This is a genomic window from Anaerococcus sp. C0059F3 (assembly GCF_056590475.1).
The window spans coordinates 1-19,106 of record NZ_JBWPWE010000004.1 but is presented as its reverse complement, the minus strand read 5'-3'; the positions used below and the strand labels follow the sequence as shown (position 1 = coordinate 19,106).

The 19,106-nt window shown below is 33.4% G+C and carries 18 protein-coding genes, 1 pseudogene and 1 riboswitch; of the genes and pseudogenes, 17 read left to right on the top strand and 2 right to left on the bottom strand.

Features of this window, described 5'->3' with window-relative positions; genetic code table 11:
- Positions 1-42 precede the first annotated feature (42 nt).
- The 9 genes from AC1EJ5_RS03345 (at position 43) to AC1EJ5_RS03305 (ending at position 9,979) form a co-directional block, all read left to right on the top strand.
- On the top strand, positions 43-915 hold the full coding sequence (locus tag AC1EJ5_RS03345) for an LCP family protein (protein WP_479814535.1): 873 nt from the start codon (positions 43-45) through the stop codon (positions 913-915).
- A gap of 38 nt (positions 916-953) precedes the next feature.
- The gene (locus AC1EJ5_RS03340) at positions 954-1,472 is read left to right on the top strand and encodes an adenine phosphoribosyltransferase (RefSeq protein ID WP_308749606.1); all 519 of its coding nucleotides are present in this window, start codon (positions 954-956) and stop codon (positions 1,470-1,472) included.
- Positions 1,473-1,659: 187 nt separating this feature from the next.
- The gene (locus tag AC1EJ5_RS03335) at positions 1,660-2,577 is read left to right on the top strand and encodes a DnaJ domain-containing protein (RefSeq protein WP_479814533.1); all 918 of its coding nucleotides are present in this window, start codon (positions 1,660-1,662) and stop codon (positions 2,575-2,577) included.
- A 1-nt stretch (position 2,578) separates the two neighbouring features.
- Positions 2,579-5,155, top strand: a complete 2,577-nt coding sequence (clpB, locus tag AC1EJ5_RS03330; RefSeq protein ID WP_479814531.1) for an ATP-dependent chaperone ClpB — start codon at positions 2,579-2,581, stop codon at positions 5,153-5,155.
- A gap of 189 nt (positions 5,156-5,344) precedes the next feature.
- Positions 5,345-7,465, top strand: a complete 2,121-nt coding sequence (gene nrdD, locus AC1EJ5_RS03325; protein WP_479814529.1) for an anaerobic ribonucleoside-triphosphate reductase — start codon at positions 5,345-5,347, stop codon at positions 7,463-7,465.
- Positions 7,462-7,962 carry an anaerobic ribonucleoside-triphosphate reductase activating protein gene (gene nrdG / locus AC1EJ5_RS03320; protein WP_223420207.1) on the top strand — a complete coding sequence of 167 codons (501 nt, stop codon included), beginning with the start codon at positions 7,462-7,464 and terminating at the stop codon, positions 7,960-7,962. Before nrdD ends, nrdG begins: the two co-directional genes overlap by 4 nt.
- 24 nt (positions 7,963-7,986) lie before the next feature.
- Entirely contained in the window at positions 7,987-8,574 is a 588-nt protein-coding gene (locus AC1EJ5_RS03315) for a LemA family protein (protein WP_311480310.1), read from the top strand.
- Between the two features lie 39 nt (positions 8,575-8,613).
- Positions 8,614-9,462 carry a TPM domain-containing protein gene (locus tag AC1EJ5_RS03310; RefSeq protein WP_479814527.1) on the top strand — a complete coding sequence of 283 codons (849 nt, stop codon included), beginning with the start codon at positions 8,614-8,616 and terminating at the stop codon, positions 9,460-9,462.
- Positions 9,463-9,472: 10 nt separating this feature from the next.
- Entirely contained in the window at positions 9,473-9,979 is a 507-nt protein-coding gene (locus tag AC1EJ5_RS03305) for a nucleoside 2-deoxyribosyltransferase (RefSeq protein WP_479814525.1), read from the top strand.
- 31 nt (positions 9,980-10,010) lie between these two features.
- Here the strand turns inward: AC1EJ5_RS03305 and AC1EJ5_RS03300 are convergent, their stop codons facing one another.
- Both AC1EJ5_RS03300 and AC1EJ5_RS03295 read right to left on the bottom strand, forming a co-directional pair.
- Entirely contained in the window at positions 10,011-10,526 is a 516-nt protein-coding gene (locus tag AC1EJ5_RS03300; RefSeq protein ID WP_479814523.1) for a folate family ECF transporter S component, read from the bottom strand.
- A 21-nt stretch (positions 10,527-10,547) separates the two neighbouring features.
- Positions 10,548-10,633: riboswitch (THF riboswitch) on the bottom strand.
- Positions 10,634-10,671: 38 nt separating this feature from the next.
- Positions 10,672-11,424 (bottom strand): nitroreductase family protein, encoded by a 753-nt coding sequence (locus AC1EJ5_RS03295; RefSeq protein WP_479814521.1) that lies wholly within the window; start codon positions 11,422-11,424, stop codon positions 10,672-10,674.
- A gap of 55 nt (positions 11,425-11,479) precedes the next feature.
- Here AC1EJ5_RS03295 and AC1EJ5_RS03290 point away from each other — a divergent pair, with 55 nt between their 5' ends.
- The 8 genes and pseudogenes from AC1EJ5_RS03290 to AC1EJ5_RS03255 form a co-directional block, all read left to right on the top strand.
- Positions 11,480-13,822: an ATP-dependent DNA helicase gene (locus tag AC1EJ5_RS03290; protein ID WP_479814519.1), complete on the top strand. Its 2,343-nt coding sequence runs from the start codon at positions 11,480-11,482 to the stop codon at positions 13,820-13,822.
- Entirely contained in the window at positions 13,803-15,170 is a 1,368-nt protein-coding gene (gene rlmD, locus AC1EJ5_RS03285; protein WP_479814517.1) for a 23S rRNA (uracil(1939)-C(5))-methyltransferase RlmD, read from the top strand. The genes AC1EJ5_RS03290 and rlmD overlap by 20 nt, the downstream gene beginning before the upstream one ends.
- 138 nt (positions 15,171-15,308) lie before the next feature.
- A complete protein-coding gene (locus AC1EJ5_RS03280; RefSeq protein ID WP_479814515.1) occupies positions 15,309-16,247 on the top strand; it encodes an alpha/beta hydrolase in 939 nt (312 codons plus the stop codon).
- Positions 16,248-16,305: 58 nt separating this feature from the next.
- Positions 16,306-16,785, top strand: a complete 480-nt coding sequence (locus AC1EJ5_RS03275; RefSeq protein WP_479814513.1) for an ABC transporter permease — start codon at positions 16,306-16,308, stop codon at positions 16,783-16,785.
- Between the two features lie 9 nt (positions 16,786-16,794).
- Complete coding sequence (locus AC1EJ5_RS03270; RefSeq protein ID WP_479814511.1) at positions 16,795-17,538, top strand: alpha/beta fold hydrolase; 744 nt, start codon at positions 16,795-16,797, stop codon at positions 17,536-17,538.
- A 41-nt stretch (positions 17,539-17,579) separates the two neighbouring features.
- The gene (locus AC1EJ5_RS03265) at positions 17,580-18,017 is read left to right on the top strand and encodes a GNAT family N-acetyltransferase (protein WP_479814509.1); all 438 of its coding nucleotides are present in this window, start codon (positions 17,580-17,582) and stop codon (positions 18,015-18,017) included.
- Positions 18,018-18,100: 83 nt separating this feature from the next.
- On the top strand, positions 18,101-18,751 hold the full coding sequence (locus AC1EJ5_RS03260; RefSeq protein WP_479814507.1) for a response regulator transcription factor: 651 nt from the start codon (positions 18,101-18,103) through the stop codon (positions 18,749-18,751).
- A pseudogene (locus AC1EJ5_RS03255) lies at positions 18,752-19,036 on the top strand (sensor histidine kinase); the annotation flags it as partial.
- Positions 19,037-19,106: the final 70 nt, after the last annotated feature.

The following is a 19,106-nucleotide window of genomic DNA, read 5'->3' as shown; positions in this document are numbered from 1 at the left end:
GTAAATTATCCATTTGGGTGTATGATAAGGCTAGGTGATTAAATGAAAGATAATTTTATAAAAATAATTAAATCAATAATAGTATTTTTGCTCTTTGTGATTGTATTTGCAGCAGGTTTTATTTTGTGGGGCTTTCTTAAGGGTGAAAAAATAGAAAATCCTATTGCAGATATTACAGGTCCTAAGGATGAGTTTTTATTCCTCCTTGCAGGAGTTGACTCAACAGGTGAAGAAACAGGTACAAGGACTGATACACTTATGCTTATAAGAGCTGATAGCAATAATAATACAGTAGATATGATCTCTATTCCAAGAGATTCTTATGTGTCAATAAATGGCAAGATGGATAAGATTAATGCTGCACACTCCTATGGGGGAATTGACTTGACCATGAGCGTTGTTAGGGACTTTTTGGGAATTAACCTAGATAAGTACATGGTAATTTCTTTTGAGGCAGTAATAGAAGGCATTGATGCACTTGGAGGTATGGATGTTGATGTAAGCCAAGACGTGGCAGGAGCTATGGGAATAAATCCTGGTATCCACACTATGAGTGGAGATGAGGTCTTAAAATATGTTAGGTTTAGAAAAGGCTATCAAAATGCAGACCTTGGTAGGATTAATACTCAGCAAGACTTCCTTAAACAATTTATAAAGGAAGCCACTAAGCCAACCAATCTGCCAAAACTTCCAAAAGTTTACGCTGCTATGAAACCATATATAAAAACAAATATGAATATAAAAGACCTATCATCTCTTGCCATGAAATTTAAGTTTGTAGATTCTTCAAATCTTAATTCTGTAAGGCTTGAGGGTGAGGGCTTTAATATGGGTGGCATCTCATATTATAAGATTTATCCTGAATCAATAGAAAATATCAGGTCAACCTACCTAAATTCATTTTTAAGAAATTAGGAAATGGGTATAATAGATATGAATACGATGGAGGAATTATGGATATCAAATCATTAATAAGAGTAATTGAAGATTACCCTGAAAAGGGCATATCCTTTAAGGATATAACAACCTTACTAAAGGATAAGGATGGTTTTAGAAAAACAATTGACCTACTTGAGGCAGAGTTAAAAGACTATGATTTTGACTATATAGCAGGTGTTGAATCAAGAGGACTTATCTTTGGTGCACCTTTGGCTGATAGGCTAAACAAAGGCTTTATTCCAATAAGAAAGCCAGGAAAACTTCCAGCTGAGATTGAAAAGGTATCTTATGATCTAGAATACGGCACAAACGAGCTAGAAATTCACAAAGACGCTCTTAATGAAGGCGATAGGGTTGTAATTATTGATGACCTTATTGCGACAGGTGGATCTGCAAAAGCTGCTGCAAAGCTAGTTGAATCTATTGGTGGGGAAGTTGTTTGTTTTGAATTTTTAATTGAACTTACATCTCTAAAGGGTAGAGAAGTTCTAAAAGACTATGATGTAATATCATTGGTTGAATATGACCATTAATTAAAATAATGTAAAGAGGTTTCATATTGAAATCTCTTTTTAAATGCTCAAATTTAAACATCTTTAAGAATTGAGAAATTAAATTAATTTTCTTAAATAAATTTATAAATATACTTGAAATGAATATTATCCCTAGTATAATCTTATTAAGGTCAGAGATGGTCAAAGAAATATGATGGAGGTAGAAATGCAATATAGAGATTATTATGAAGTGCTAGGGGTGGACAAAAAAGCTAGCGCTGATGAGATAAAAAAAGCATACAGAAAACTTGCTAAAAAATACCACCCAGACCTTCATCCAGACGATGAAAGTGCACACAAAAAATTTACAGAAATAAATGAAGCCTACGAAGTTTTATCAGATTCAGAAAAAAGAAATAAATACGACACATTTGGTGCCAATGCAAACTTTTCTGGCGGTCAAAACTTTGATCCAAGAGATTTTGGTTTTGATTTTGGAAACTTTGGAAATGGCTCTTACACATATACAAGTTCAAGTGGTTCAGGTTTTTCAGACTTTTTTGATACCTTATTTGGAGGTTTTGGAGGATCTTCTTCAAAATCTAGCCAAGGTTTTGGCGGTTTTGGTAGTTCATTTACTAAAAAGCCTAAGTCAAAACTAGATACCGAAGTTAGTATTTCAATTGATGAAGCCATGAAAGGTACAAGTAGAAGAATTTCTATAAAGTCAGAAACCGGCATAAAAGATATTGAAGTTAATATTCCAAAAGGACTAAAGAACAAAAATAAGATTAAAATCGACGGTTCTAAATACGGATTAAATGCAGATATTTATGTAATGGTCAAGATTAAAGAAACTGAGGATTTAAAACTAGAAGGAATTGACTTTGTAAAAAAAGTTAAAGTTAGTCCTTGGGATGCATACTTTGGTACTAAGAAAAAAATCTCAACAATTAAGGGCAATATCTTAGTTACAATTCCTGAAAAAATCACTTCCAATAAGAAAATAAGACTTAAGAACTTAGGATATACCGACAGGAAGAATAAGACTGGTGATTTGATCTTGGAAGTTCTTATTGATAACCCAGAACTTAACGAAGAACAAGTTGAATTATATAAAAAGCTAAAAGAAATCGAGGGATAATATGGATAACAACAAATTAACACAAAAATCAATCGAAGCTATCAACAATGCAAATTCAATGGCAATCAAGGATGCCAATCCAGAAGTTAATGAATTTCATTTAGCCCTAAGCTTAGTTGATAGCCCAAGCTCCTACGTTTCAATGGTTTTAACCAAGATGGGAGTAGACGTAAACTCATATAAGAAAAAAATAGAAAATAGGATAGAATCTTTGCCAAAACAATCTGGCAATGCGAAGACTTACCCATCTCAAGTCTTTCAAAGGATATTTTTGAAGGCTGAGGATGAGGCAGAGGCTATGGGTGATTCTTTCATATCAATTGAACACATTTTCCTTTCATTGTTGAAGGAAAATACTGAAATGAGCCCAATTAATAAGGAGTTTAATATTTCTTATAAGGCCTTCAAAGATTATGTCTTAAAAGTCAGGAATGGTCAAAAAGTTACAACAGATAATCCTGAAGAAACATCTAATCCATTGGAAAAATTCGGTAGGGACTTAACCCAAGAAGCTAGGGAAGGCAAAATAGACCCGGTTATTGGAAGAGATGCAGAAATTAGAAATGCACTTAGGATTTTATCACGCCGTAAGAAAAATAATCCGGTTTTAATCGGTCAACCTGGTGTTGGTAAAACTGCAATTGTCGAAGGTCTTGCCCAAAGAATTGTAAACAACGATGTGCCAGAACCTCTTCAAGGCAGGAGGATATTCTCACTTGATATGGGAGCTCTAGTAGCTGGTGCCAAATATAGGGGCCAATTCGAGGAAAGACTAAAGGCAGTAATTGAAGAAGTCAAAAAATCTGACGGTCAAATTATAATGTTTATAGATGAAATCCACACCATAGTAGGTGCTGGTAAGTCTGAAGGTGCTATGGATGCATCAAATATTATGAAACCAATGCTTGCCCGTGGAGAAATTAAGGTTATTGGTGCTACAACTCTTAACGAATACAGGGAATATATTGAAAAAGACGGAGCACTTGAGAGAAGATTCCAAAAGGTAATGGTAGAAGAGCCAAGCGTTGAAGATACTATTTCAATTCTTAGAGGTATTAAGGAAAAATATGAAATCTTCCACGGAATTAGGATTCAAGACTCAGCAGTAATTGCAGCTGCAGAATTATCTGATAGATACATTTCAGATAGATTTTTGCCAGATAAGGCAATAGATCTTATGGATGAGGCTTGTGCAACAGTTAGAACCGAAATTGACACCATGCCAGCCTATCTCGATGAGCAAAAGAGAAAATTATTACAATTACAAATTGAAATCACAGCCTTAAAGAAAGAGGAAGATGATTATTCAAAGAAGAGGCTAGCTGATCTTGAAAAAGAATTAGCTGATCTTTCAGAAACTTATAATGAAGATTTCTTAAAGTGGAAAGAGCAAAAATCTGCCATTGATGATGTAAAAACCATCAAGGAAGAAATAGACAAAGTCAAGGTTGAAATAGATCAGGCAGAAAGGTCTTATGATTTTGAAAAACTTTCAGAACTCAAATACGGTAAGTTAGTTGAACTTGAAAATAAATTAAAAGAAGCTAGTGCATCTAATAATGACGATTCTTCTATAAAGGAAGAAGTGACTGACGAAGATGTTGCAGATGTAGTTTCAAGCTGGACAAATATCCCAGTATCAAAACTAGTTGAGACTGAAAGGACAAAAATTCTTCATTTAGGCGACACCCTACATCATAGGGTAATCGGCCAAGACGAAGCAATTAAAGCTGTTTCTGATGCAATCATCAGGGCTAGATCAGGTCTTAAAGAGCAAAATAGACCAATAGGTTCCTTTATCTTCCTAGGCCCTACAGGTGTTGGTAAGACAGAACTTGCAAAAACTCTTACAGAAGCCATGTTTGATGATGAACATAATATGATTAGGATTGATATGAGTGAATATATGGAAAAATATTCTGTATCAAGGCTAATCGGTGCCGCTCCAGGCTATGTAGGCTACGAAGAAGGTGGTCAATTAACTGAAGCTGTTCGTAGAAAACCATATTCTGTAATCCTTTTTGATGAAATTGAAAAGGCTCACCCTGACGTATTTAATATCCTTCTTCAAGTATTAGATGACGGAAGATTGACAGATAGCCAAGGCAGGACAGTTGATTTTAAGAATACAATAATCATCATGACTTCAAATATAGGTTCAGAATATTTAATAGACGGTCTAAATAAAGATGGCACTATTAAGGAAGAAAATCAAAAGAAAGTTGATGAAGTTTTAAGAAGATCATTTAAGCCTGAATTCTTAAACAGAATAGATGATATAGTTATGTTCACACCACTAACAAGCGATCAGGTTTACGAAATTATCGACCTACAAATTGATAATATTAGAAAGAGACTTGCTGATAGGGATATCAAACTTGAAATAACACCAGCAGCTAAAGAGTATATTCTAGCTAATTCTTACGATGTAGAATACGGTGCTAGACCTGTTAAGAGATACCTACAAAGAAATGTAGAAACAAAACTTGGTAAGCTAATAATCGAAGGAAAAGTTTCCGATAGAGATACAGCTACTCTTGACTTAGTTGATAATAAACTAGAATTTAAAATCAAATAAGATAGTTGTGCCAAGTAGAAATAATAACGGAGTAATTTAGTAAGTTGCTCCGTTTTTACTTTGGCTATTTTCTGGGGTTTTATACTATATGTAGTATTTTTATACTTATGACCACAATATATAGTACTATTTATTTTACTTTAAAAATAAAATATGGTATGATATAAGTGTAAAATTTCGGAGGTAAAAATGTTACAGGTAATTAAAAGAGATGGGACTAAAGTCGATTTTAATAAAGATAAAATAACCATCGCTATTGAAAAAGCCATGCATTCCCCAAGCGGTATTTATGTGGAAGGCCAGGCGGCAGAAATAGCTGGTGAGATTGAAGAGAGATCTAAAAATAAAAGAGAAATCTCAATTTATGAAATCGAAGACTTAGTCTACTACAAACTAATAGACAGGAAAAATCCTGCTACAGCCAAGGCCTATGAGTCTTATAAGTCAGTTCAGGCTTATAAACGTGAGCAAAATACATCTGACGATGAAATAATCGGACTTTTAAATCAAACCAATATAGATGTAATGGATGAAAACTCAAATAAAAATCCAATCATTGCTTCAACCCAAAGAGACCTAATAGCTGGCGAAGTAGCAAAAGACATAGCAAAAAGAAAACTAATTCCAGCAGACCTTGTAGAAGCTCATGATTCAGGAGCTATACATATTCACGACCTCGATTATCTAATTCAACCAATTTTTAATTGTTGCTTGGTAGATATGAAAGATATGCTGGATAATGGAACAGTTGTAAACGAAAAAATGATTGAAACACCAAAGTCTTTTCAGGTTGCTTGTAATGTTATGACTCAAATCATAGCTCAAATAGCTTCAAACCAATATGGTGGCCAATCAATCAATATTTCTTGTTTAAGCCCTTATTTGGAAAAATCTTTCGATAAGAATTTTAAATTATCAAAAGAAATCTTAGGTGACACTGACAAGGCAAAAGAAATGGCAGATGCCCTAACTCAAAGAGATCTAGAAAGTGGCATTCAAACCATTCAGTATCAAATCAATACCCTTATGACTTCAAACGGTCAATCACCTTTTGTGACACTTTTCATGCATACAGATGAAAACGACCCATATCTTGGCCAAACAGTTGAAATTATAAAAGAAATTTTAAAACAAAGAATCCAAGGTATTAAAAATGACCAAGGCGTATATGTTACACCAGCTTTTCCTAAGCTAATTTACGTACTTGATGAAAATAACATAAATCCAGATTCCAAGTATTTCGACCTAACAAGACTTGCTGCAGAATGTACTGCAAAGAGAATGTATCCTGATTATATTTCAGCAAAGAAGATGCGTGAAAACTACGAAGGCAATGTTTTCTCTCCAATGGGTTGCAGGGCCTTCCTTCCTCCTTACAAGGACAAATTCGGAGACTACAAGTTTGATGGTAGGTTTAATATGGGAGTTTGTACAATAAACCTCCCACAAATTGGAATTTTAGCCCATGGTGATGAAGATTTATTCTTTGAAATATTAGAAAAAAGACTTGACCTTGTAAAAAGAGTTGGACTTTTAAGATATGACCACCTTTCTAAGGTAACAAGCGATTCTTCACCAATCCACTTCCAACACGGAGCGATTGCTAGACTTAAAAAACACCAATCAATCAAACCACTTCTAGAAAATGGTTATGCTACAGTTACAATTGGCTATATTGGAATATATGAAGCCACAAAGCTAACTATTGGGGAAAGCCATACAACAAAGAGAGGCCACGATTTTGCCATGAAGATCATGGAAATGTTAAATGACAAGAAAAAAGAGTGGTCAGATCAATATGGTATTGCCTTTGCGGTTTATGGCACACCTGCAGAAAGCTTAACTCACAGGTTTGCATCAATTGACAAAGAGAGATTTGGAGATATAAAAGACGTCACAGATAAGGGATATTACACAAATTCCTTCCATGTAGATGTTAGGGAAAATATTTCTGTATTTGATAAATTTGACTTTGAATCTGAATTCCAAAAATTATCTACAGGCGGTTGTATTTCCTATGCAGAAATTCCAAATATGACTAACAATATAGACGCAGTCCTAACAATGATAGAATATATCTATGATCACATCCAATATGCTGAATTTAACACAAAGAGCGATTATTGCGGCAATTGTGGTTACGATGGGGAAATTCTTTTAGACGATGACAACCAATGGTATTGTCCAAATTGTGGTAACCACGATAGGGCAACACTTACAGTTGTTAGGAGAACTTGCGGTTATCTTGGAGAAAATTTCTGGAATGAAGGTAGAACTAAAGAAATAAAGGCGAGAGTCCTTCATATATGAATTACGGGCAAATAAGAAAATACGATGTTGCAAATGGTCCTGGTATCAGGACCACTTTTTTCCTTACAGGTTGTGATAGAAATTGCCCGAATTGTTTTAATACCGACTATATGGACTTTAACCATGGGAAAAAATGGGATGAGCAAGCTGAAAAAGAAGTTATTTCATATCTAAAACTCAACCAAGTTGAAGGCCTAACTGTTCTTGGTGGGGAGCCATTTGAAAATCCCCTGGGTCTTTTAGATGCTTTAAGGAATATAAAAAAAGAGGTAACAAAGTCAATCTGGGTTTATACTGGTTTTATCTATGAAGATTTGGTTAATATGGCCAAAGCTCGCGAGATTTTAGAAGAAATTGACGTCCTTGTTGACGGAGAATTTATAGAAGAACTCAAGGATTTAAAGCTAAAATTCAGGGGCTCTTCTAATCAGAGAATAATTGACGTAAAGAAATCATTAGAAAATAATAGAGTTATTATCCTAAATGGGTATAAATAGAAAAAGACAATTTAGGAGGAATAAATGACAAACCAAAAGAAAAGATCAGGTGCTGCGGGGATACTAATTGCAATAATAGCCATCATTGTAATTGCCCTTATTATGATTGTGCCAACCTATAATAGACTTGCAGGCAGTCGTGAAAATGTAAACCAGGCTTACGCTCAAGTACAAAACGTAGTCCAAAGAAGGGCAGACTTGATACCAAACCTTGTAAACACAGTTAAGGGCTACACTGACCACGAATCAGAAACTTTAACTCAAGTTACAAATGCAAGAGCAGGTGTCCAAAATGCTAAAAATCCAAAAGAACTTGCTGAGGCTAACGAAGAGCTAACAAGAGCAATTGGAGATATTAATGTAGTTGTCGAAGCCTACCCAGAATTAAAAGCTGATACTCAATTTGTTCAATTAATGGATGAATTAGCTGGTAGCGAAAATAGGATTTCAACAGAAAGAAAAAATTATAACGAAGCTGTTCAGGCATATAACACTGATATAAAGAAGTTTCCAACAAACCTAATAGCAAAATTTACAGGTTATGATGCGGCTGAATACTTTAAGGCTGATGCGAGTGCTCAAGATGCACCAAAGGTAGACTTTGGTAATTAGGCTTAGTTTAAAAATAACTAGGAAATAAAAGGAGATGTCATGAGAGAGGCAAAATTAAAAAGGCTTTGGCTAATATTTTTAATATTTTTCTGCCTTTTTCAAAGTAAAACTTATGCTAGCATCCCGAAACCAACGGACAATTATTACCTGGATGAAGAAAATCTCTTAGACGAATCGACCAAGGAAAATATAAATAAAACCAACAGACAACTTGAAGATAAGACAGGAAGCCAGGTAATAGTCATGACCCTGGATAATCCAGAAGGGCTTGAAGGAAATTACTATGGTACGGAAATATTCAACTCTTGGAAAATAGGAGATCAAAAAAAAGATAATGGAGTTTTAATTCTCTTACTAATGAGTGACCAAGAAGGGCAAAATCAAATAAATATCATCACTGGTTACGGCATAGAAGGCAGGCTCAATGACGGTAAAATTGGTAGGATAATTGATTCTTTCATGCTTGACGATCTAAGAGATGGTAATTATTCTGAGGCCCTTAATGAAGGTTTTAATGCTGTTGTAGGTGAGATTTGTGCTGAATACGATATAGAACTTGAAAAGGACTATACTGGCTATCAAGACGAGCTTGCAAATTCTAATGATGGAGGCATATCACTTAAGACCATTCTCTTTATGATTATTATTTTTATAATAATATCAAATATTATAAATAAGAATAATTATCGAGGTGGAGGTGGTGGAGGCTTCAGAAGAAGACGATACACCTATCCAAGATTTGGTCCAGGTTGGTCATCTTGGTCTAGCTCTTCAGACTCTTGGGGATCTTCAAGCTTTGGTGGCGGTTCATCAGGAGGAGGCTTCGGCGGAGGATTTTCCGGTGGTGGAGGATCTTCAGGCGGAGGCGGCGCTGGCAGAAAATTTTAAGGAGTAAATATTGAAAGGATATTTAGCAAGTCATTTTTTTAATGATGCTATGTTTAGGTGGACAGAAGATTTAGCCCAGTATATAGAAAAAAATACTGATCTCGAACTTTATGTTCCACAAAGAAATGCAGATATAAACGATAAGAAAAATAATGATGCGATTATAACTGATATTAAAATATCGCAGGCAGATACTGCTCATCTTAAAGAATCTAATGTATTAATTGCAAATCTTGACGGATTGACAATTGATGATGGGGTTTCTGCAGAAATCATGGCCCATGGAGTTATGCGAGAATTTGAAATAGACCATGGAATAGATTTTCCAAGGATGATTATAGGGATAATCACAGATATGAGATATCAGGGAACGGGTGAGAATAAACTCTATAGAAATCTCATGGTTGTTGGAAAAGTGAAAGAGCATGGCCACTTGGTTGTAGGATATGCTGGAGATGATTCTTTTAAGGAAGAAGTAGTTAGATATATAAATGATTTTATAAAAGAAAATAAATAAGGAAAAAGGCGGTAAATCTACCGCCTTTTTCCTATTTTAATTTATCTAGTAATTTTGTAGCAATAAAATATAAAAGGAAATAATTTATTATTCCATCTACTAATACTTTTACAAAACGTGAAGCTAACATTACCTTGTAAGGATTGTTAAATAATTGGCTTAACCACAATGTATTTAAGAACATATGACAGATGTAAAACACAAAAAATACCATAAGTCCAACTTGAACCTTCATAGAAATGTTTTTATCCTTTGAGTATTCTGTTATAAGTCCAGGTATAAGACCTGTTAGGACAGATACTAAGGTAAATCCAAAGTGTGGTGTGCCTCCAGCATTTATAGCAACACCTATTAAGTCGGCTGCAAGTCCAGCAAGTGCTCCAGGTATTGGACCTAATAGCATGCCTGCAAGCATCAATGGCAAGTGGCCAAAAGAAAACTTAATTGTTGGTGTGATGAAAATACCAAAAAATCTTGAAAAGATAATTGATAAAGCCGTCAACATAGCCGCCTTCACGAGTGAATCAACACTAATTTTTTTATTCATTTTTTCCCCTTTCTATCAGAGGTCAGCGGTTGCGATAAAGAATCGGAAGTTTCGTCTGGAAACAACAACCCATTTTCCAGCACTAATCGCTCTTTACCTACTCTGATAGATTCATTATAAGCTAATTGGGGGAAATTTCAAAATTTTAGTCTGGATTTAAGACAAAACCTTGGTCAACTAAGGTTTCAAACATTTTATTTCTATTTTTGATAATGGATCCTTGTTTTTTAGGAATTTGACTTGAAAAAGATTCACTTTTTCTACCAGAATCTCTCAAATCATAGTAGGTTGCCATTTCTTCATCATAAGCCTTTATCATTTCTAGATAAGAATCATAGGTCTTATAGGAATTTTCAAAGTTTTTTAAATTTATATCTAATCTTGGCTTTATTTGAGGATCTTGGTTTGGAACTCCAAAACCAACGCCAACTGCTGGGTAGGTTAATTTTGGCATCCCTAGTAATTCTATTACCTTCTTTGTATCATTGTGGATATTACCAAAATAATTAGCTCCAAGGCCTAAAGACTCAACAGCAATTGTCAAATTCTGTGCAGCAATAATTGCGTCTGTAAAACCTTGAATAAATTTATCAAAGCTTATGATATTGTCATTTTCAAGGCCTAATTCTCTAGCTATTTCGTAATTTCTTTTTAGGTCTACGATAAAAATCCAAAGTTCGGTCGCCCTTGCCATGTAGGCTTGGTTGCCATTTTCTGCTAATTTTTCTTTGATTTTTGGATCCGTAATCCTAATTATAGACATATTTTGCATGCCGTTTGAAGATGCCGACATATTTACAACATCTAGTAGGGTTTTAATTGTATCGTCGTCTATCTTTTCACCTGTAAATTCTCTAATAGTCCTGTGTTTTAATTGGTTTTTGATTGTTTGGTTCATAAGTCCTCCTTTCTTAATTAATACCCAAAGGAGTATAGTAATACTAGGAGAAGTTATGAAAATAAGGACATCTGTTCGAAACTTAATTGAATTCGTTATGAGATCTGGCGATATAGATAACAGATTTAGGGACAATACCATGATGATTGAAGGTATTAGGGCTCACCAAAAAATTCAAGCTAAGTACGATAAGACTTATAAAAAAGAATATAAACTTAAAAATATTACGACCTATAAGGACGTAGTTTTTGAGGTTGAAGGTAGGGCAGATGGTCTTGGCAAAAAAGATGGAACCTATCTTATAGATGAGATTAAGTCAACTTCTAGAAGCCTTGATGATCTTACAGATGATAATAAACTCCATTGGGCCCAGGCTCTTTGTTATGCTTACTTTTATGCTCTTGACAATTCACAAGATACGATGCTTATTTCCCTAACTTACGTATCGGTTGATGATTATAGGTCTAAGATATTTGAAAAGTCCTTTAGCTTTGATGAACTCAAAGATTTTTATTTTAAGCTCCTAGATGAATACATAATATTTTCAAAAATTTTGGCTACTAATAAAGAAAAAAGAGATTTGTCCATAAAAAAATTGGATTTTCCTTACCCATCTTACAGGAAAGGCCAGAGGAAGATGGCTGTGGCTGTATACACGGCAATTTTAGAAGAAAAAAATCTTTTTGTAGATGCACCAACAGGGATAGGAAAGACTATTTCAGCGATTTTCCCAAGTATAAAATCCATGCCTGAAAGTTTAACAGACAAGGTATTTTACCTAACAAGCAAAAATACCATAGCAAAAGAAGCCTTAAAAAGTCTAAATCTTCTTGAAGATAAGGGACTTTTCATAAAAGCCCTACATATTACAAGTAAGGAAAAAATTTGTTTAAATGACGAGGTTTCTTGTAATCCTGTTGATTGTCCTTATGCCAAGGGCCATTTCGATAGGGTAAATGATGCCTTAAAAGATATACTAGAGAATGAAAATACCATAGACTATGATATAATTATCGAGTATGCAAAAAAATATATGGTTTGCCCATTAGAATTTGAACTCGATATTAGCCTCTATGCTGATTTTGTAATTTGCGATTATAATTATGTTTTTGATCCAAATGTTTTTTTGAAGAGGTTTTTTGAGGAAGTCATAGATTCCTATGTATTTTTGATAGACGAAGCCCACAACCTATTAGAAAGAACAAGGGATATGTATTCCTATTCCTTCAAAGATACTACTTTTACAGGTTTAATCGAACTTTTAGATGAGAAAAAAGATAGAAAGTTAAGAAAAAAATTGGGCCAGATTGTAGATGATTTTAATAAATTAGGCCAAATTGCAAAGAAAAATTCCTATTATTTTACAAATGATTACATAGATGTATTGGACAAGGATTTGCTTGCTTTATCAAAGGCAATGGAAAAATTTCTTGTAGAAAAAACTGACCATGGAGCTTATGACAAGGTTCTAGATCTCTATTTTGAAATAAATAAGTATCTAAAAATTTCGGATTACTTTGCAGAAGGCTTTTATAATGTCATTTCTTATGACCCAGGAAGTTTTGAGAGAAGTTTTGAGATAAAGTGTGCCGATCCTAGAGAAGTGCTTAAAAATAAATATAAACTTGCAAGGTCATCGATATTTTTCTCTGCAACCCTTTCGCCAATGGGTTATTTTGTAAAGGCGCTTGCTGGAGAAGATTCCTTAAAACTAAGACTAGATATGCCTTTTAATCCTAGTCATCTTTTGATTTTTAAAAAATCTATATCTACAAGATATAGGGATAGGAATAGGAACCTGGCACTGGTTGCAGAATCAATTAGGGATTTTGTCGCAAGTAAAAAAGGTAATTATTTTATATTTTTCCCATCTTACTCATATTTGGAGGATGTGGCAGAGTACTATAAGGATAATTTTGATGAAGAAATTCTAATCCAGGAAAGAGTAATGACAGCAGAAGCTAGGGGAGATTTTTTAAATGAATTTACCTATGATTCGGCTAAAATTGGATTTTTAGTTCTTGGTGGAATTTTCTCTGAAGGAGTAGACTTAATTGGCGATAGGCTAATTGGATCGATGATAATATCTGTAGGCATGCCTGGAGTCTCAAAAGAAAGAGATTTGATTAAATATCACTTTGACAAAGAAGGTTTCAATGGCTTTGATTATTCCTACACTTATCCAGGCTTAAATAAGGTCTTTCAAGCAGCTGGAAGGGTTATAAGAGGAGAAGAAGATAGGGGAATAATTTATCTTTTGGATGATAGGTATTCATGGCAAAAATATATGGAGCTTTTCCCAAAACATTGGACAAATCAAGTGATAGCAAATGATAAAGATGATTTTGAAAGAATTATAAATAAATTTTGGAGTATAGATGAAGAAGAGACAGACTAAAGATATAAAAATAACCCAAATGAAATATCCAAATATTTCAATAGGTTTTGACGAAAATGGAAGAAAAGTAGAATTTAAAGGTGGTCTTTTAGGCCAAACCGTAAGAGTAAAAGCTGGAAAGAAAAACAAGGATAGGATTAAAGGGAAATACATAGAGCTCCTTGAAGGATCAAAGCTTGAAAATGCTAGAGAATATTGCCCACAAGCTGAAATTTGCGGTGGTTGTGCTTATCAAAAACTTGCTTATGAAACGGAACTTATGCTTAAGCATGGAATGATAAAAGATTTATTTGATGAACATGGAATTGAATATAACAATGACATATCAATAAATAGGTCACCTATCACAAAAGGTTTTAGGAATAAGATGGAATATACTTTTGGTGACTCAGTTAAGGGTGGCCCGCTTGTTTTAGGACTTCATAGAAAGAGAAGATTTTACGAAATAGTGGATTGTAAGAATTGCAATATTGTAGATTCTGATTTTAATACCATAAGATCAAAAGTCCAGGAATATTTTAGAGAAAAAGGAACTGACTTTTATCACAAGATGGCAAAAGAAGGTCTTTTAAGGCACCTTGTTATTAGAAAAGCCATGCACACTGACCAAATTATGGTAATATTGGTAACCACAAGTGATGACATTTTTGATGAAACAAGATTAAGATTATTCTTGCACATGCTTTTAGATTTAGACCTTGATGGTAAAATTTTCTCAGTATATCATGTCTTAAATGATTCGGTTGCAGATGCAGTTATTCCTGAAAAGATAAAATTAATTTACGGCAAAGAATATATCACAGAAGAAATGATGGGCTTAGAATTTAGGATATCCCCATTTTCTTTCTTCCAGCCAAATGTATTTACAGCAGAAAAACTCTACCAAAAAGCCTTTGATCTAGCTGAAATAGATAAAACAATGGATGTCCTCGACCTATATTCAGGAACAGGTACTATCACCCAGCTAATGGCGAGTGTAGCAAAGACTGCAACTGGTATAGAGATTGTCGAAGAAGCAGTAGAAAAAGCAAGAGAAAATGCAAGGATAAATGGTCTAGATAATGTAAATTTCCTCTGTGGCGATGTCTTAGAAGAGATAGAAAAAGTAGGAAACAAATACGACGTGGTGGTATTAGATCCACCAAGAGCAGGAATAAGTCCTGCATCTTTAGAAAAAATTCTAAATATCGACTGCAAAAAATTTGTCTACATCTCCTGCAATCCAAAAACACAGATGGAAAATTTAAAAACTTTTATAGATAGGGGATTTGAGATAAAGGACTACGAAATCTACGATCAATTTCCAAATTCAAGACATTTAGAAGCAATTGCTTTACTTGAAAAATAAAATAAAGTCTTTATAACTGGCTTATGAGATAAAATTTCTAAGCCAGTTTTTTAGTAAATTTAATAAAAAATCAAGGTATAATGAAAGTAATAATTAGTATCAGAAAAGAACTGTTACTATATGAAAAAGAGGTAGAAAATGAGCCTAACTTATAAAATAGCAGCTGACATTGTAAGACTTCTTGGTGTCAAAAAAATGTTTTTAAAAAATAAAGAAGAGATGCTAGAATATGCAAAAGGCGAAAATGCAAAAGTAGTTTTTGAGCTTGAGAAGGCAAAAAAGAGAGCTATGAGGAGAAATTATTTTCTATTTGATAGGGATGTGATGGGATCTATGCTCATAACTTATCAAAAAAATAAAAGTCCGGCTAATGGAGCTGTTCTTTACCTTTTTGGTGGGGGAATGATTACACAACCGAATAAAATAGATTTTTCTTTAGCCGAAAGGATAATGGAAAAAACTAATAAAGACGTCTGGTTTTTGTTTTATCCTCTATGTTCAGAAGATGTTAATGTGAGTAAGACCTATGAAGTTTGTTTTGAAACCTATAGATTAATGACAGAAACTTACCAAGCTTATAATATAAGTGCATTGGGTTTTTCTTCAGGGGCTTGTCTTTCTCTTGGAATATTTCTTCACAATAATGCTTTGGGAAAACCTCTTCCAATGCCTGGCAAAATAATATCAGTCTCTCCAGGAGGAATTCCTGATGCAAGCCAAGATGAAAACAAAGAGATATGGGATAAATTAAAAGAACTAAACCAAAAAGACATCATGATAGAGCCAACATATTTTAAAACCGCCAGAGAAATCTTGATGGGAGATGCAGATTTGCCAGAATATATGTTAGATGGAACAAAGGGAGATTTCACTGATTTTCCAAAAACTTATTTCTATTATGGTGGCAATGAATGTCTCTTTGCCTTCGCTGAAGAATTTAAAAAAGCAATGGAAAAATATAAAGCCCCATATGAGATTATTGTTGGTGAGGGCATGTGCCATTGTTACCCTTTAGTGAGGTTTTTTAGAGAAGGAAGAGAAGCTCAAGATGAAATAATAGAATTATTGAAGTCTTGAATTTAAAAGATTTATAAAGATCTAAAGGGAAATCAAAGAGAGAGTGGGAATACAATTTATGATTTTTATTTTCTTATTTATTTTATGCCTAATATTTTTCGGTTTGTGTTTTTTGGGAACAGGCACCGATGAGAAAAATTTAAAAAACTATATGTCCTACCCTGATGAAGTGCAGGCAAAAATAAAAAGGATAGGTGACTACCAAGGGAAATTTAAAGAAGCTAGTAAAACATCGACATTTGTTGCAAATTTTATAGTATTTTCTATTTTATTTTTGATATTAGGACTAAAAATTCGTCAGGAAAGTTTTGTCCAAAACTTTATAGCTCTATTAATTTTAGGACAAGGATTGAATGTTTTCGACCTTGTATTTATAGATCTATTGTGGTGGAGAAATACAAAAAGAATTAGGCTATCAAAAATACCAGAAAAAGCACTGTACCAAAATCCAAAGAAACACATAGAAGCATTTGAAAGAGCTTTTTTTATGTACTTTCTGATAGCTTTACTAGATGGATATATCCTAACTTTATTCTAAGGAAAAATCATGAATTTTACTTGTTATGGAGAAAAATTTAACAAATCTATCTTATTTATCCACGGTCTCGCATCTACAGCTGACTTATGTTTTAAACCACTTTTGCCTTATCTTACTGATTATTATGTGATTTTTTGTGAGCTTGATGGGCATTGTAATTCTTGCATAAATGATATGATCTCAATGGAAAAAACAATTGAAGATATAGAATCTTACATATTAAATAAGTTAAATGGGGAGCTTTACGGACTTTGTGGATTTTCTATGGGAGGGAGTCTTGCAGTAGACCTAATTTCAAGAGGAAATATTAAGGTTAAAAATGCACTGCTAGATGCGCCGATAACTGCCGAACTAGGGTTGATGGGTATTATTTATACTTGGACCTTTATCATAGGAACAAATATGATAAAAAAAGGAATAAAAATTCCTAAGAATATATTAGATAAGGTCATGGGCAAAGATAATACAAGTATTATCGAAATGATGTATCCAAAAATCAGCAATAGAACTATTAAAAATGTTTGCAAATATATTTACCATTACAAATTTTCTGAGAATTTAAAAAAATATTCTAAACCTCTTTTATTTTGGAGGGGTAGCGAAGAACCGATTCCAGCAAAAAGCCAAAAGAATTTGGAAAAATATTTACCACAAATGACAGTAGAAGTATTTAAAGGCTTTGGTCATGGTCAATTTTTGCATGAACGTCCAAGAGAATATGCTGAAAAATTGAAAAAATTCATGGACGATTAAAAATTAATTAAAAAAATATAGAAAATAAGGGAGGTTTTAATTTGGAAATTAGGAAAATTTTAAAAGTAGATTTATCTAAATTATCAAGGTTGATGGTAGAAGTTTATAATGCTCCACCATGGAATGATAAATGGACAGAAGAAACAGCCTTAGAATCCTTAACTGATATTTTGAATTTTCCAAACTTTACTGGATATCTTATCGAAGATGGAAATGATATTATAGGTGCAATACTGGGATATTCTAGGAAATATGCCACTGAAACTACCTATTATATTGATGAGTTTTTCATTTCTGAAAAATATAGGAGATTAGGTTTAGGGGATAAACTGTATAATACAACTATTAATCAATTAAAGAAAAAAGCTATAAGTGGAGCATTTTTTACAACTTTGAAAAATTCACCTGCTTATAATTTTTATACAAAAGAAGGAGCCTGGGATCTAGAGGATTCAGCATGTTTCTACCATAAATTTTAGTAAGACACCTATAAACAATAGGTGTTTTTCTTTAAAAATTAATAAGGGTATATTGTAAATACTATTTTAAAACGAGGAAGCAAATGAAAAGAATTTTAATTATAGAGGATAATGAAGATATTGGCTTGCAAATGAAAAGATATTTAATAAAAAATGGCTATGAGGTTGAGCTTGCAAAGTCTTTTTATGAAGCAAATTACAAGATGAATGTTGATATTGATGTAGCGCTACTTGATATAAATCTACCAGATAAAGATGGTCAACATCTGATAGAGAAATTAAAAGAAAAGGACATCAGGGTTATTGTAACAACGGTAAAAAATGAAGAAGATTTTATAATTGCAGCCTTGGATCAAGGGGCGGACGATTACCTAACAAAACCATTTTCACTTGCTATATTAAGGGCGAGGATTGATGCAGTTTTAAGGACTCTGCCTATATCACAAGATAAAAGTATTTCTTATAAAGATATAAAAATAGATTTAAACGAGTCAAAAGTTTATTTTAAAGGGGAAAATATTGAATTAACTCCACTTGAGTATGAAATTTTACTTTTCTTTATTAAAAATCCCCACAGAGTTTATACAAGGAGCCAACTTCTTGAAATGTTTTGGGAGGATAGGGATAAGTTTGTAAATGATAACACTCTCACATCAACTATTAAAAGAATTAGAGAAAAGCTTGATAGGGAAGTTATATCAACTGTAAGAGGAATAGGTTATAGGATGGACTAGATGGTATATGTATTTTGGATAATAAGTCTTTTTTTACTTCATTATTTTTTAGAAAAAAGAAAGAAAAAGAGAATTAACGAGCTTACCGATTTGATAGAAAATATGAAAAATCAAAATTATAAAATCCCTATGAAACAAGATGATTTTTCGATTTTGGAAGATAAAATTTACAAGCTATTTATTGAAATTGTAGAAGCCAAGGAAACCACCAGCAAAAATAGCGAAAAGCAAATAGAATATTTAGAAGATATAGCCCATCAGATAAAAACCCCAATCACTAAAGTGACCCCACAAAGTTGGACCTAATACCAGAGTTAGAACTAAACTAGCTCTGGTATTTCTTTGTTCTTTCCTA